Below are 14011 nucleotides of genomic sequence, written 5' to 3' on the forward strand. Positions count from 1 at the left end.
GGGTGAGGCCTGTGGTGCGGGCCACCCGGAGCGGCGGCGGACGCCGCGGATCCGGCACCGGCGGCTGGCCGACCGTCACGCACTGTCGACGATGTGCGCGGGCTCACACGGCTTTCGGTGTGACCCAGGCCGCTTTCCCCAGTGATTTGATCATGGAAATGGGTGGAAATCGGGCGAAATTGCCACAATTCCTTGATCCTTACGCCCGGTAACAGTCCTCTGACGTGCCTAAACCTTCGAATGCTTGAATCGGCCACGACCGCCCCCGTAACTTCGAACCCGTTGCACCGAGCGATCGCTCCGGCCGGGCCCACAGCCCCCGAGCAGGACGGTGCCGGACCACGCGAGTGACGTGTCCCCGAAACCGACGGCCTTCCGAGGGCCTGGTTCCGCGCGCTCGCAACCCCCTCCGAAAGGAAATTCATGACCTTCCGTAACGAGACCACCGCTGCCACCACCACTGCCACCCCGAAGCGCCGCAACCGCGTCCGGATGGCTCTGATGGCCGGGGCGGTCACCGCCCTGCCGGTGGCCGGCCTCGTCACGGCCACCAGCGCCTCCGCCGCGCCGGCCTCCGTCTGGGACAAGGTCGCCTCCTGCGAGGCCACCGGCAACTGGGCGATCAACTCCGGCAACGGCTTCTACGGCGGCCTGCAGTTCACCTCCAGCACCTGGGCGGCCTTCGGCGGCACCTCCTTCGCCCCGCGCGCCGACCTGGCCACCAAGGACCAGCAGATCTCCGTCGGCGAGAAGGTCCTCGCGGCCCAGGGCCCGGGCGCCTGGCCGATCTGCTCCGTCAAGGCCGGTCTGACCAAGTAAGACTCCTCGAAGCCGCCGCACCCCCTGCCGGGTGCGGCGGCTTCGTCGTGCCCCGAACCGGCTGCTCCCGACGAACCGCCGTCCCGACGAACCGCCGTCCCGACGAACCGCCGTCCCCGACGAACCGGTCGGCCGAACAGCCGAAGGCCGCCCGTCAGGCCGGCCGGGACGGAAGCGGCAGCGGGACCGCGGGCAGCCCGTCGATGCTGGTACCGACCAGCGGCTTGCGCTCGCAGTACGCGCCGAACTCCTCCTCGTCCTTGCGGTCGAAGTACTGGGCGTGCAGGTCGCGGTCGGAGCGGTAGTCCATGAACGGCACCGCGTACCCGCAGGAGTCGCTGACCCGCTCGGCCCTGACCAGCACGATCGCCCGCAGCCCCGAGCCATCGGCCGTCGGGTCGAAGTGGCCGAGCAGGTCGGCGAACCGCGGGTCGTCACGGAAGACCGGCTCGCCCCGGCCGTGCACGCGCACCACGGTCGGCGGCCCGTCGAAGGCGCACCACATCAGGGTGATCCGGCCGTTCTCCCGCAGGTGGGCGACGGTCTCGGCCTGCGAGCCGCCGAAGTCCAGGTAGGCGAGGGTGAGTTCGTCGATCACGGCGAGCGTGCCGGAGCGCCCCTTGGGCGAGAGGTTCACGTGCCCGTCGGCGGCCAGCGGGGCCGTCGCGACGAAGTAGACCGGCTGGCTCTCGATGAACCGGCGCAGCCGGCCGTCGATGCTTTCGTACTGCTTTCCCATGAGCGCGATTCTGCCCGCATCTCGGCTGGCAAGAAAGGAAAATCCAGCCCATGAGACGGTCGGCGGGCCACCACGCGGGCGGGCCCCGTCCGGCACCTTCGAGGTGCACGGGCGGGGCCTGGGGCGTGTCTTGGCCGCGGCTCCGGTCGGCTGCCGACCGGGCCGGGTCAACGCATCATGTAGACGCCGTCCATGAAGTCGATGATCTGCTGGTCGGTCAGCCGCTGGCCGTCTCGGTGACCCATCGCCAGATCGGCCTCGCTGATCATGCCCACCAGCCGCTCCCCGTCGATCACCGGGATGCGCCGGATCTGGTGCTGCTCCATCTTGCGCAGCACCGACTCCATGCTGTCGTCGGCACGCACGCAGTGCAGGTGCCCGGCCAGATCCATGGCCGTCATCGAGGCCGGGTCCTTGCCCTCGGCCACACATCGCAGCACGATGTCGCGGTCGGTGATGATGCCCTTCAGCTTCTGGTCGTCGCCGCAGATCGGCAGCGCGCCCACGTTCTTGTCGCGCATCATCATCGCGGCCTCGGCCAGCGTCTGGTGGGCGCCGATGCACTGGGCGCCGGTGTGCATGATGTCTCGGGCAGTGGTCACGGGGACTCCTTCGTCGGTGGTTCCCCCCGGCACATCCCCCCAAGACGGTGCTCCCCCGGCGCCCGACACGGCGCGAACGGGGTGACCGCGCCCTCACCATAAGCAACACCGCGCCCGCCCGCGACCGCGCCGGGCAGCGCCCGGTACCTGCAGGAACGGTTCCGCCGGGATAGCGGGCTGACCTCGAAGTCCGCCGCCCGGGTGATGCGCTTCGACCGGCCCCGGCTCCTGCTCGCCGACTCGGCCCGTTCGGCCCGGCCGACCCAGGCCGGCGGAACTGGCCGTGCGCTGCGGCTACTTCGACCAGGCGCACCTGGCCCGCGAGTTCCGGGCGCCGGCCGGGGTGGCGCCCGGTGTCTGGCCGGCGGCGGAGGGGCCGCGGACGGCGAAGTTCCGAAACGTCCGAGGCGCGGCCGCCGGGACGGTCGCAGAGTGGGAGCCGTAGCGGAATCCCGCACCCTCCCCAGCCGCTCCCGAGGAGACAGCCATGGATGCCACCGAGACCCCCGCCCCGCAGGTCTGGCCCACCCTGCGTGCCACCGACGCCCGGGCTCTGATCCGCTTCCTGGTGGAGGCCTTCGGCTTCCGGGAGGTGGTCACCTACGGTGAGGGCGAGGTCGTCGCCCACGCCGAACTCGCCTGGCCCGAGGGCGGCGGGGTGATGCTCGGCTCCGACCGCGAGACCGCCGAGGGTGCCGAGCCCTGGCCGGGCCGCCCGGGCACCTTCACCGCGTACGTGGTCACCGCCGACCCGGACGCCGTACACGCCCGCGCGATCGCGGCCGGCGCCCGGATCACCATCGCGCTGCACGAGACGGACTACGGCTCCCGGGACTTCGCCGCCGCCGACCCGGAGGGCAACCACTGGTACTTCGGCACCTACCCGGGCGCGCCCCGGCCCGCCGCGGGCTGAGCCCGCCGCTTGGTTCGGCCGCCGGGGCGGCAGCCGCCGAACCGGGGCAGACTGGCTGCGGGGGCCACCCTGCCGGAGGCTTCGGAGGCGGACCGTGCCGCAGATGACGGTGGACGGGCGCACCCTCGCCCTCTCCCACCTCGACAAGGTGTACTACCCGCGCACCGGCACCCTCAAGGGCGAGGTACTGCGCTACTACGCCGCCGTGCACACCGCCCTGCTCCCACACCTGCGCGACCGTCCGGTCTCCTTCCTGCGCTGCCCGGACGGCGTGGAGGCGGAGGTGTTCGTCGCCAAGAACCCTCCGCCCGGCACCCCGGACTGGGTGCGCAGCGTCGAGGTGCCGAGCAACACCGGCGAGCTGCGCCAGGTGGTGCTGGAGGACGGCGCGGCGCTGCTCGCGCTCGCCAACCTGGGCTGCCTGGAGCTGCACGTCCCGCAGTGGCACGCGGCCGCGCCCGCCCTCGCCGACCGGCTGGTCCTGGACCTCGACCCCGGCGAGGGCGCGGACCTGCTCACCTGCCGGGCCGTCGCGCTGCTGCTGCGCGAACGGCTCGCGGCCGACGGCCTCGCCTCCTGGGTGAAGACCTCCGGTTCCAAAGGGCTGCACCTGCTGGTGCCGATCGAGCCCACGCCCAGCGCCCGGGTCTCCGGCTACGCGAAGGCGCTGGCCGCCGCCCTGGAGGCCGAGCACCCGGAGCTGGTGGTGCACACCATGGCCAAGGCCCGGCGCCGGGGCCGGGTGCTGGTCGACTGGTCGCAGAACAACGCCAAGAAGACCACCGCCGCGCCGTACACCCTGCGGGCCCGACCGCGGCCGACGGTCTCCACCCCGGTGTCCTGGGCCGAGCTGGAGCGGGCCGGCGGCGAGGAGGAACTGGCCTTCACCCTGGCCGAGGTGCCGGACCGACTGGCCGCCCACGGCGACCTGTTCGCCCCGCTGCTGGACCCCGGGCAGGCCCGCCCGCTGCCCGCCGCCCCGTCGGCGGCAGCCCCGCCCGTACCTCCGTCGGCGGCCTCGCCCGAACCCCCGGGCCCGCCCGCGCCTTCGCCCGGCCGGCCGCGCCGGGCGCGCCAGGTGCTGCACCCGCCCGTCGAGGTGATGCGCCCCGCCGCCGTCACCGCCGTACCGCCCGCCGACGGCCTGGGCGGCGCGGGCGTGCAGTACGAGCTGAAGCTGGACGGCTTCCGCTGCGTCGCCTTCGCCCGCGGCGACGGCCCGCCGTTCCTGCAGTCCCGCACCGGCCGCGACCTCGCCCCCGAGTTCCCGCCGATCGCCGCCGCCGTCGCCCGGCTGCCCGAGGGGCTGGTACTCGACGCCGAGCTGGTCGCCTGGCGCGGCGGCCGGTTCGCCTTCGGCGAACTGCTGCGCACCCGGCAGGCCCGGGCCGCCGCCCCGGAGGTCGCGCTCGGCCTGATCGCTTTCGACGTGCTGGCGCTGCCCGGCCGCGACGTCCGCCGGCTGCCGCTCACCGACCGCCGCCGCCTGCTGCTCGCCGCCCTGGCCGACGTCCCGCCGCCGATCCAGCCGGTGATGGCGACCACGGACCGGGCGGAGGCGCTGGAGTGGGTGGAACAGCTCGCGGACACCGGGGTGGAGGGCCTGGTCTGCAAGGCCGCCGGCTCCCCCTACCGCCCGCGCGGGGCCGGCCGCACCTGGGTCAAGTACCGTCGCAGCGACACCCTCGACGCCACCGTCCGCGCCCTCACCGGCCCGGCCGCCCACCCGCACGCGCTGATCCTCCAGCTCGACGACGGCCGCGTCTTCCTCACCACCCCCCGGCTCACCCCCGTGCAGTCCCGCGCGGTCGCCGAGCTCGCCGGCCCCCTGCTCGGTCCGGCCGCCACCGACCCCGACCACGGCCCGGTCCACCCCCTCACGGCCCCGCTGCGCGCCGAACTCACCCTCACCGGGCGCCCGCCCACCGCCACCTTCGTCCGTCTCCGGGGCGACTGATCCCGGCTCAACGGCTCACCACCGGCTCACCGGTGCGGCTTCCGGGCCTGCCGTCAGGCCCGCTGCCTCGCCCCCTCAGGCCCGCCGCTTCGCCGTCGCGTGGGCGAACTCCGTGACGAACGCGTCCTCGAAGAGCGGCAGGTCGCCCGGTTTGCGGCTGGTGACGAGGAAGCCGGGGCCGTCCTGGCAGACGTGGACCGCCTCGTCCACCCAGTGGGCACCGGCGTTGACCAGGTCGGTGCGCAGGCTGGGCCAGGAGGTGAGGGTGCGGCCGCGCACGGCGTCGGCCTCGATCAGGGTCCACGGGGCGTGGCAGATCGCCGCGGTCGGGCGGCCGGCGGCGCAGTGGGCGTGCACGAAGGCGACGGCGGCCCGGTCCAGGCGCAGGTGGTCGGGGTTGGCGACGCCGCCGGGCAGCACCAGGCCGTCGTAGTCGGCCGGGTCCGCCTCGGCGACCAGGGCGTCCACGGCGAAGGTGTCGGCCTGGGCGCGGTGCCGGACGGCCTGGACCCGCCCCGGCGCGGTGGACAGCAGGCGCGGGGTGCCGCCGGCCTCGGCGACCGCCTGCCAGGGGGAGGTCAGTTCGACCTGCTCGACGCCGTACGGCGCGACCAGGAAGGCGATCGTGCGGCCGGTGAGCGTGGTGGACGACCAGCCCATGGCTCAGTACCTCGGTGATTCGGTGGTTCGACGGCGAGTTTCGACGGCGCCCCGGGCCGGGCTCAGCGCGGACCGGGCGCGGCCAGGTCGACGGCGGCGGGCGGGGCTGAGCTGAGCCTGGCCCGCGGGCAGTCGAGGTGGACGGCCAGCATCAGGTGGTCGACGCGGGCGACCAGGCCGACCGGGACGAGCACCCGGGTGCCCGGCACCCAGGGCCCGGCTTCGACCAACAGATGGTCCCCGGTGTCCTGTTCGACCCGCCCGACCGGGCCGTCGGTGGCCAGCACCTCGTACCCGAACAGGCCCAAGTCGGCGGCAGGATGGGCGCCCGGGCGGTACTCCCACAGGTCGGTGCTCATGCGCTCACGCCTCCGGTCGATCCCAGGGCCGCCGTTCGCGGCGCTCGCGGCTCTCCTCGGGCCGGACGGTGTCGCTCCGGCCCTCGCGGGCGGCGCTGCGGCGGCGCAACAGCTCCGAGGCGGCGACCGCGGCCGCCACCGAGGCCGCCCAGACCACCCCGAGCGCGGTCAGTACGGCCGTGGTCGGGGTCCGTACGCCCACGCCGAGGCAGATCGCCGTCATCACGAGGGCGGTCAGCGCGACCCCCGCCGAGATCCGGCGCCCGACCGCGCGGAGCGCGCCCCGGACCCGGCCGGGCCGCTTGGCGCCCATCGTGCTCAGTTTCCGGTCGAGCCGTGTGTCCTGGCGCAGATCGGACTCGATCTCTTCGAGGAGCCGCCGCTCCCATCCGCTCAAAGCGGGTCCGTCCATCTCGGTCACCTCCGACACTTCCGGTGACGTGCTCACACCCGGGCGGTTGCCCGGTACGGACTGGCGCTAACCGCTCCCGGCGCCGCCCGCTCCCGCGCCCACGGGTCCGAAGGCCCGGGGGCGGGCGAGCAGGCTGTCGTCCAGGACGCGCAGCAGGCCGGCGGCGTCGCGGTGGACCTCGGCCGCACCCGCCGCCAGCAGCTCCGGACCGGCGTCCCCGCCGGCCTCCAGGGCGACGCACGGCACCCCGACCCGCCGCGCCGCCCGCACCTCGCGCACACTGCCGGCGACGGCCACGGCGTGCGAGGGGACGCCGTCCACCAGCTCCAGCGCGGCCCGCACCGGGTCGCCCCCGGGTTCGGCCACGGTCAGCGCCGGCACCCCGACGGGCCCGGGCCCGGTCAGCACCACGGTCCAGCCCCGGGCGGCGCACTCGCGCAGCAGCTCGGCACCGCCGGGAAGCCCGGGCCGCCAGTCGCTGCCGAAGAGTGCCGCCGAGATCACCGTCATGGCCACCGTTTCCCGTCCGTACCGGCCGAGCACCGTACGCGCCCTTCCAGGTTAGGCCGCTCCCCCGCCCCGCGCGCTGCCTGCCGACGGCGGGCGCCCGGGCAGCGACGACGCCCTACCCGGTCGGCACGCCGGTCACGCGTCGGTCGGCACCCCCGCGTTGGCCAGGACCTCGCGGGCGGGCAGCGCGACGCTCGCGGCGGCGGTCAGGCCGGTGGCGGCGAGGTGGGCGTCCGCGATCCGCAGGCCGGCCGCGTACCCGGCGGCGTGCGGCAGGCCCACCGGCTCGCAGCCCATCAGCCGCGCGGTCGGGTCGCCGTAGACGTACGGGGGCAGGTTCTGCATCCCGGAGACGTCGATCCCGGCGGTGACCTTCCGGTAGGCGTGGTCCAGCTCGGCCCCGGTCAGCGAGGTGGCCCACGGGCCCAGGGCCTGTTCCCCGGCCAGTTCCCGCACGAAGGCCTCGGCCAGTCCCTCGGCGACGACCTGCTCGCCGACGGTGACGGTCGCCGGGTTCCAGGTCACGTTGGCGTAGCGGACGTTGTGGTGGAGCTCGTGGGCGGCGGCGTGGCCGATCTTGGCCAGGGCGGTCTCGGTGGGCCACATCAGCAGTTGGATCGCGCCAGGGAAGCCGCCCATGCCGAAGTAGCCGCCGTTGCGGACGACCAGGTGCTCGTCGTCCGGGTCGCCGAGCACCAGCACGACGTGCACGGTATCGGCGTGCGCGACGCCGGGCACCGCGCCGTCGATCCGCTCCCACGCGGCTTCGAGCGACTGCTCGACCCGCTGCCAGACGGCCGCCTCCTGCATCTGCCGCACGGCGGGCAGGTACCGCTCGTCCTCGCGGTCGAGCCGGAAGCCGCTGCCCATCCGGTGCATCGCCACCAGGTCGGCCTGGCCCAGCACCGCGGACAGCACGCCCTCCAGGGGGCGGTACAACTCCCTGAGGGCGTCGGTCCGTTCGGCTACGGGGCGGCTGAGCAGGTCGAGCATTGCGCTCGCCGTGTCATGAACGATGATCTTCATGACCAGGACGCTAGGGCCTTCCGTTGCGTGAGGGTCAACCCCGGCGGGGGTCAACCCCGGTGAGGTCACCCCGGTGAGTGTCGGTGAAGGGGTCGGTGGCCAGGCGGGCGTGCAGGTGCTCGTCCGCGTACTCTCCCCCGGCGCGCCGGTAGGAGGCCCGCAGGGTGCCCTCGTACGGGAAGCCGGCGCGGACGGCGACCCGGCAGGAGGCGCCGTTGTCGACGAAGTGGTAGAGCTCGATGCGGCGGGCGCCGGCGGCTTCGACGGCCCAGCGGGTGACGGCGGTGGTGGCGCGGGTGGCGAGGCCGCGGCCGCGGGCGGCGGCGAGCAGCCAGTAGCCGACCATGACGACTCCGTTGCCCGGGTCGGTCCACTCCAGGTAGGCGTTGCCGAGCAGGGTGGCGTCGGCCGCGTCGGTGATCGCGAAGGCGGCCGAGCTGCCGTCGGCCCAGCGGGCGTCGCAGCGGTCCAGGTAGGCCTCGGCGGCGGCCGGATCGGCGGTGTGCAGCGGGTTCCAGTGGGCGATCTCGGGGTCGGCCGCCGCGGCGACGAGCGCGGGGACGGTGCCGCCGGCGAGGTCGAGGGCGCGGCCCCAGGGGCTCAGCCGGACGTCGCCGAGGTCGAGGACGGTGGGACGGAAGACGCGCCGGTCGGCGGGCGTCGCGGCGGGGTCGCTGGTGGTCACCCGGCCTTCCTATCCCCCGCCCTCCCACGGCTGCCAGCGAATAACGCGAACGATCCGGTACCCGGCCGGGCGGGCCGGGCACCGGAGGCCGCCGCCGGGGCCTGTCGTCGAGCGGCGGCGGGGGTCAGATCCGGGCCAGGTACCCGTTGTCCACCAGCCAGAGGACGTTCAGCTTGGCCGGGCCGCCGGGCACCAGGGCCGCGTCGAGCTGGTACTGCAGGCCCCAGCCGGGCTGGTTGAACCACGGCGCGATCGGGCCGGCGTGCACCGTGAACGCCTTGACCACCTTGTAGTCGTGGTAGTTGCAGCCGGCCGGCGGGTTGCCGTCCAGGCTCTGCGGCGGGATGGCGCGGCTGGCGTACGGCAGGCCCTCGGGGGCGAGGAAGGCGCCGTACTCGCTGCCGTAGCGGTCGATGTTCTGGTTCGGGTAGAGCGTGAGGTCGAACTCGATCGGGCTGCCGTCCGGCAGGGTGACGTAGCCGTCGGACGGCGGGTAGATCCAGCCGCCCTTGCCGCCGTTGGCGGCCGGATCGTAGTACTTCGCGAGGAAGTCCTGGTCGCTCGCGCCGCCGGTGCGCTGGTAGCCGAGGAGCTGACGGCCGACCGGGCCGGTGGTGGGGAGGTCCTGCGGGCCGAGGCGGGCGTCGCCGTCGTGGAAGGCTGCGGAGCACTGGTCGGACGGGGTGGCCGCCTGTGCGGCGGTGGTGGCCGGGGCGGCAGCGGCGGCCGGGAGGCTCGGGGCGAGCACGGCGGCGGCTGCCACGAGGGGTGCGGCAAGCAGGCGAAGGCGAAGGCGCACGGTGTCTCCGTCGGACGGGTCGGCGGTGGGAGGGTGGTGGAGAAGGAGCCACGGAGGCGGGTGGTGCTCACCCTCCGTGGCTGGTTCGGCACCAGGCAAGCGGATCTGCTGATCATTCGTCAACACGACGTGGCGGTGCACCGACCGGAATCCCCGGTTTCGGCCAGCCCGGGGGCGCCGGGGCCGGTCATCCGCATCATCCGCATCATCCGAGTGATCCGAGTCATCCGGATGGCTGAACGGCCCCGGCGGCCCCGTCAGCGTCCCGTCAGCGCCCCGTCAGCGCCCCGGCGCGACCCGTCCGACCAGGTGGAGCACCCGGTCGAGGGCGTCCTTGGAGTTGGGCTCGGTCAGGTTGACCATCAGCCGGAACGCCACCTTCAGCAGCGCCGGGTGGCCGAGTCCGGCGGCCCCGGCGGTGCCGAGCAGCTTGGGGCGGCCGAGCAGGCCGGCGGCGAGCCGGCCGAGCGCGAAGTAGCCGGCGTAGGCGGAGCGCAGCGCCTGCGGGTAGCCGTGCAGGGCGAGTTCGCGGCCGCGGTCGGTGCGGCGGGCGAGGGCCTGGACGATGGTCTCGGCGGCGTAGCGGCCGGATTCCATCGCGTAGGCGATGCCCTCGCCGGTGCCCGGGCTGACCGTGCCGCCGGCGTCGCCGACGAGCAACAGGCCGTCGCCGTAGTGGGGTTGGCGGTTGAGGCCCATGGGAAGGGCGGCGCCGCGGATCGGTTCGGTGACGGCGTCGGGGGTGTAGCCGTACGCGGGCGGCAGACGGTCGCACCAGCGGCGCAGCAGCTCGCGCCAGTCGACGTCGGTGTTCGCGGTGTCGAGGACGCCGAGGCCGACGTTGGCGGTGCCGTCGCCCATGCCGAACACCCAGGCGTAGCCGGGCAGGACGCGGCCGGCCGGGTCGGCGGGGTCGCGCAGGTCGAGCCAGGCCTCCAGGTAGCGGTCCGCGTGGCGCGGGGTGGTGAAGTAGGTGCGGTAGGCGACGCCCATCGCCCGGTCGGTGCGGCGGTAGCGCTTCATGGCGACGGACAGCCGGGTGGAGTTGCCGTCGGCAGCGACGACGATCGGGGCCCGGTAGGCGACCGGCCGGCGTTCCTCGCCCAGTCTGGCGGTGACCCCGGTGATCCGTCCGGTCCGCTCGTCCACCAACGGGCCCGCCACGTTGGCGCGTTCGACGAGGCGGGCGCCAAGGGAGGCGGCCTTGCGGGCGAGCAGCTGGTCGAAGTCGGCGCGGCGGCGGACGAGTCCGTACCCGGGGAAGGCGGAGAGCTCGGGCCAGTCGAACTCCAGCGAGCGCCGCCCGGCGATCAGCCGCAGGCCGCGGTTGTGCAGCCAGCCGGCCTCCTCGGAGACGTCGATGCCGAGGTCGGTCAACTGCTTGACGACGCGCGGGGTGAGGCCGTCCCCGCAGACCTTTTCGCGCGGGAAGGCGGACTTCTCCAGCAGGAGGACGTCCAGGCCGGTCCGGGCGAGGTGGGCGGCAGCGGTGGAGCCGGCCGGGCCGGCCCCGACCACGATGACGTCGGCGCTCTCCTCGGCGGTCTGCTCTGGGCCGGGCATCGCACTCTCCCACGGGTCGGATCGGTCGCATGCGCAACGGGATCGGCGGACTGGGCGGACTGGGCGGTTCCAGACGGACGATAGAGAACCCCGGTGCCCGCCCGCCGCCCCGACACGCAGGCCGCTCGCCGGGACCGGTCAATACCGGCCACCGCGGCTCCGCGGATTCACCCGCCGGACCGGGGTGCGGAGTTGACCGCGGCACCGGCCTCCGGGGGTCGGACCGTGCACAAATCCATGACAACCGGGTGATCGGATCGTTGTAACGAACTCATCGGACCAACCGTGCACAGCGATGCATTTCGGCCAAACCGCCCTTGCGTCACGTTTCCCGCTGCGGGAACTTTTGTGCCCTCCCTCGTACGGCTCCGGCCCCCGCCGGCCGTCCGACCGGGGGCTCCCTCCCGCTGCGCAGGCTCGTCCCCGGCCTGCCGTACCCGATGGAACGCCGATGCGCATCCGCTCCACCACCGCACGCACCCTGGTGGCCGTCCCGACCGCCGCCGCCCTCATGCTGCTCGCCCCCGCCGCCCACGCCGCCGCGGGCGGCGGTGGAAAGGGCGGAGCCCCCGGCAACAACGGCACCGTCAAGATCCACGACGCCGCCACCGGCCAGGAGGACGTCCGCAACGAGCCCAAGGTCTGCACCTTCTACCTGGACTCCTTCGGTTTCGACGCCAACCAGGACGTGATCTGGGCGATCACCACCGTCGGCGGCGGCCCCAAGGAGAAGCTCGTCGCGTACGGCGACCTCCCGGTGGACGGCAAGGGCCACGTCCGCACCGAGGACATCCACCTGCCGGACGGCCACTACAAGCTGTACTGGCAGTCCGTCGAGCTGGTCGGCGGCGAGCTGCCGAAGGACCCGCAGCTCAACAACCCCAAGCACAAGGTCTTCAAGGTCGACTGCGGCGGTGAGACCCCGGCCCCGACCGGCAAGCCCTCGCCGACCGTGAAGCCGACCCCGACCAAGACCCCGTCGTCCGGCCCGACCACCGTGCCGACCACGCCGTCGCACACCCCGTCGGCTCCGGCCTCGCCGAGCGCGCCCGCGACCGCCACCCCCACCACGAAGCCGTCGGAGACCCCGAGCGTCACGCCGACCACCCCGGCGCCGACCACCTCGGCTCCCGTCACCCCTGCGCCCACGGCCCCGGCCACCGACGAGCCGACCGACGCCCCGAACCCGGGCCCGTCGACCCCGCCGACCGCCACCGTGCCGGTCCACACGCCGACCACGGACACCCAGGTCAGCCCGGATGCGCCGCTGCAGCTGCCCGCCAAGGTCAGCGTCCCGACCCCGATTCCGGGCGCCACCTCGGACGGCAAGAACCTGGCCAGCACCGGTAGCGACGGCACCCTGCTGTACGCGGGCGCCGGTACGGTCCTGCTGCTCGGCGGCGCGGGCGCAGTGGTCTACACCCGCCGTCGCCGCACCTCCTCCTGAGGCACCGGCCTCTCGGCGCTGAGATACCGGCGCTGAGGCACCGGCCCTGAGCCATCGGCCCTGAGCCATCGGCCCTCCTGAGGCGCCGACCTGTCACAGGGCAGGCCCGAGCCCCTGACTCCGCGAGCAGCTGCGGGGTCAGGGGCTCCGGCTCGTCCGGAGGCGCCTGCGCCCTCGGGGCTTCACGACCGAGGGCGCTGCCGACGGCGCCGGGACGACGAGGGCCCCCGGCCACGGGGGCGGACCAGGTGCTCTCTCCCCGTTCCACGGCCGGCCGGCCCGATCGGTTCACGCTTTCCCGCCCCGGTCCGGGACGCGGGACGGTCCGGGGACGCCGGAAGCCCCTGGCCGCACGGGGGAACGGGCCAGGGGCTTCCATCCGGGACTACGGACGACCCGCCGTCACGGGTTCACCGCCAGCACCACGTACCCCGCCAGCACCGCCAGGTGCACCGCCCCCTGCAGCGGTGTCGCCCGGCGCGGGATGACGGTGAGGATGCCCAGCACGACCGTCAGGGTGAGCAGCACCATGTGGGCCGGGTCCAGGCCGAGCACGAGCGGGCCGGGCGGCCAGCTGGAGGCGATCGCGACCGCCGGGATGGTGAGGCCGATGCTGGCGAGCGCCGAGCCCAGGGCCAGGTTGAGGCTGGTCTGCACCCGGTTGCGGACGGCCGCGCGCAGCGCCGCGATGGTCTCCGGCAGGAGCACCATCATGGCGATCACCACGCCGACGACGGCGTGCGGGAGGCCGGCGTCCTCCACCGCCTTCTCGATGGTCGGCGAGACGCCCTTGGCCAGGCCGACGACCGAGACCAGTGCGACACCGAGCAGCAACAGGCTGACCCCGGCGGCCCGGAGGGTGGGCGGGGTGGCGTGCTCCTCCTCGTCCAGCACCCGGCCCTCGGTGTTGACGGCGAGGAAGTAGTCGCGGTGCCGGACGGTCTGGGTGGCCACGAACATCCCGTAGACGACGAGCGAGGCGGTGGCCGCGTAGGTCAGCTGGGTGGTCGAGAACTGCGGGCCCGGGGAGCTGGTGGTGAAGGTCGGCAGCACCAGGCTGAGGGTCGCCAGGGCGGCGATGCAGGCGAGCGCGGCGCCGGTGCCCTCGGCGTTGAAGACGGCGGTGCGGTACTTGACCGCGGCGACCAGGATGGAGAGGCCGAGGATGCCGTTGCAGGTGATCATCACGGCGGCGAAGACGGTGTCCCGGGCCAGGGTCGAGGACTTCGCCCCGCCGTCGGCCATCAGCGTCACGATCAGGGCGACCTCGATCACGGTGACCGCCACCGCGAGCACCAGTGATCCGAACGGCTCCCCCGACCAGTGCGCGATGACCTCGGCGTGGTGCACGGCGGACAGCACGGCGGCCACCAGGAAGCAGGCGACCACTCCCACCACCCAGCCGGGCAGGTCCTCGTGCCAGGTCAGGGCGAGGACGACGAACGACACCACCGGAACGACGACGGTCCATTGCGCGGCACCCGCGCGGAGCTTCGTGATCATGCGGCAGAGGATCCCAG

The 14011-nt window shown here is 74.3% G+C and carries 15 protein-coding genes; 4 read left to right on the top strand and 11 right to left on the bottom strand.

Annotated elements, in window-relative coordinates:
- Window positions 1-423: 423 nt before the first annotated feature.
- On the top strand, window positions 424-819 hold the full coding sequence (locus BX285_RS36235) for a transglycosylase family protein (RefSeq protein WP_121179709.1): 396 nt from the start codon (window positions 424-426) through the stop codon (window positions 817-819).
- 154 nt (window positions 820-973) lie between these two features.
- On the opposite strand, the gene BX285_RS36240 is transcribed toward BX285_RS36235, so the two are convergent.
- Both BX285_RS36240 and BX285_RS36245 read right to left on the bottom strand, forming a co-directional pair.
- On the bottom strand, window positions 974-1558 hold the full coding sequence (locus BX285_RS36240; protein WP_097234713.1) for a pyridoxamine 5'-phosphate oxidase family protein: 585 nt from the start codon (window positions 1556-1558) through the stop codon (window positions 974-976).
- A 167-nt stretch (window positions 1559-1725) separates the two neighbouring features.
- Complete coding sequence (locus BX285_RS36245; protein WP_097234714.1) at window positions 1726-2160, bottom strand: CBS domain-containing protein; 435 nt, start codon at window positions 2158-2160, stop codon at window positions 1726-1728.
- 487 nt (window positions 2161-2647) lie between these two features.
- On the opposite strand from BX285_RS36245, the gene BX285_RS36255 reads away from it, so the two are divergent.
- Both BX285_RS36255 and ligD read left to right on the top strand, forming a co-directional pair.
- A complete protein-coding gene (locus BX285_RS36255; RefSeq protein ID WP_121179711.1) occupies window positions 2648-3073 on the top strand; it encodes a VOC family protein in 426 nt (141 codons plus the stop codon).
- A gap of 103 nt (window positions 3074-3176) precedes the next feature.
- Entirely contained in the window at window positions 3177-5030 is a 1854-nt protein-coding gene (ligD, locus tag BX285_RS39690) for a non-homologous end-joining DNA ligase (RefSeq protein ID WP_121179712.1), read from the top strand.
- Window positions 5031-5105: 75 nt separating this feature from the next.
- Here ligD and BX285_RS36265 read toward each other — a convergent pair whose 3' ends face one another.
- The 8 genes from BX285_RS36265 to BX285_RS36300 form a co-directional block, all read right to left on the bottom strand.
- Window positions 5106-5690: a type 1 glutamine amidotransferase domain-containing protein gene (locus tag BX285_RS36265; RefSeq protein WP_097234716.1), complete on the bottom strand. Its 585-nt coding sequence runs from the start codon at window positions 5688-5690 to the stop codon at window positions 5106-5108.
- Between the two features lie 62 nt (window positions 5691-5752).
- On the bottom strand, window positions 5753-6049 hold the full coding sequence (locus BX285_RS36270) for a PRC-barrel domain containing protein (RefSeq protein ID WP_121179713.1): 297 nt from the start codon (window positions 6047-6049) through the stop codon (window positions 5753-5755).
- A 4-nt stretch (window positions 6050-6053) separates the two neighbouring features.
- The gene (locus BX285_RS36275) at window positions 6054-6461 is read right to left on the bottom strand and encodes a DUF3040 domain-containing protein (RefSeq protein ID WP_147465307.1); all 408 of its coding nucleotides are present in this window, start codon (window positions 6459-6461) and stop codon (window positions 6054-6056) included.
- A gap of 66 nt (window positions 6462-6527) precedes the next feature.
- Window positions 6528-6971 carry an HAD family hydrolase gene (locus tag BX285_RS36280; RefSeq protein ID WP_121179715.1) on the bottom strand — a complete coding sequence of 148 codons (444 nt, stop codon included), beginning with the start codon at window positions 6969-6971 and terminating at the stop codon, window positions 6528-6530.
- Between the two features lie 135 nt (window positions 6972-7106).
- Window positions 7107-7997, bottom strand: coding sequence for a DUF2268 domain-containing protein (locus BX285_RS36285; protein WP_097234719.1), 891 nt, complete (start codon window positions 7995-7997; stop codon window positions 7107-7109).
- Window positions 7998-8031: 34 nt separating this feature from the next.
- The gene (locus BX285_RS36290; RefSeq protein ID WP_218893053.1) at window positions 8032-8682 is read right to left on the bottom strand and encodes a GNAT family N-acetyltransferase; all 651 of its coding nucleotides are present in this window, start codon (window positions 8680-8682) and stop codon (window positions 8032-8034) included.
- A 124-nt stretch (window positions 8683-8806) separates the two neighbouring features.
- A complete protein-coding gene (locus BX285_RS36295) occupies window positions 8807-9481 on the bottom strand; it encodes a TNT domain-containing protein (RefSeq protein ID WP_257032227.1) in 675 nt (224 codons plus the stop codon).
- A 279-nt stretch (window positions 9482-9760) separates the two neighbouring features.
- Entirely contained in the window at window positions 9761-11044 is a 1284-nt protein-coding gene (locus tag BX285_RS36300) for a geranylgeranyl reductase family protein (RefSeq protein WP_121179716.1), read from the bottom strand.
- Between the two features lie 451 nt (window positions 11045-11495).
- Here BX285_RS36300 and BX285_RS36305 point away from each other — a divergent pair, with 451 nt between their 5' ends.
- Window positions 11496-12491 carry an LPXTG cell wall anchor domain-containing protein gene (locus BX285_RS36305; RefSeq protein WP_097234722.1) on the top strand — a complete coding sequence of 332 codons (996 nt, stop codon included), beginning with the start codon at window positions 11496-11498 and terminating at the stop codon, window positions 12489-12491.
- A gap of 402 nt (window positions 12492-12893) precedes the next feature.
- Here the strand turns inward: BX285_RS36305 and BX285_RS36310 are convergent, their stop codons facing one another.
- Complete coding sequence (locus BX285_RS36310; protein ID WP_121179717.1) at window positions 12894-13994, bottom strand: calcium:proton antiporter; 1101 nt, start codon at window positions 13992-13994, stop codon at window positions 12894-12896.
- Window positions 13995-14011 lie beyond the last annotated feature (17 nt).

The organism is Streptomyces sp. 1114.5 (assembly GCF_003635085.1).
Taxonomy (GTDB): domain Bacteria; phylum Actinomycetota; class Actinomycetes; order Streptomycetales; family Streptomycetaceae; genus Kitasatospora.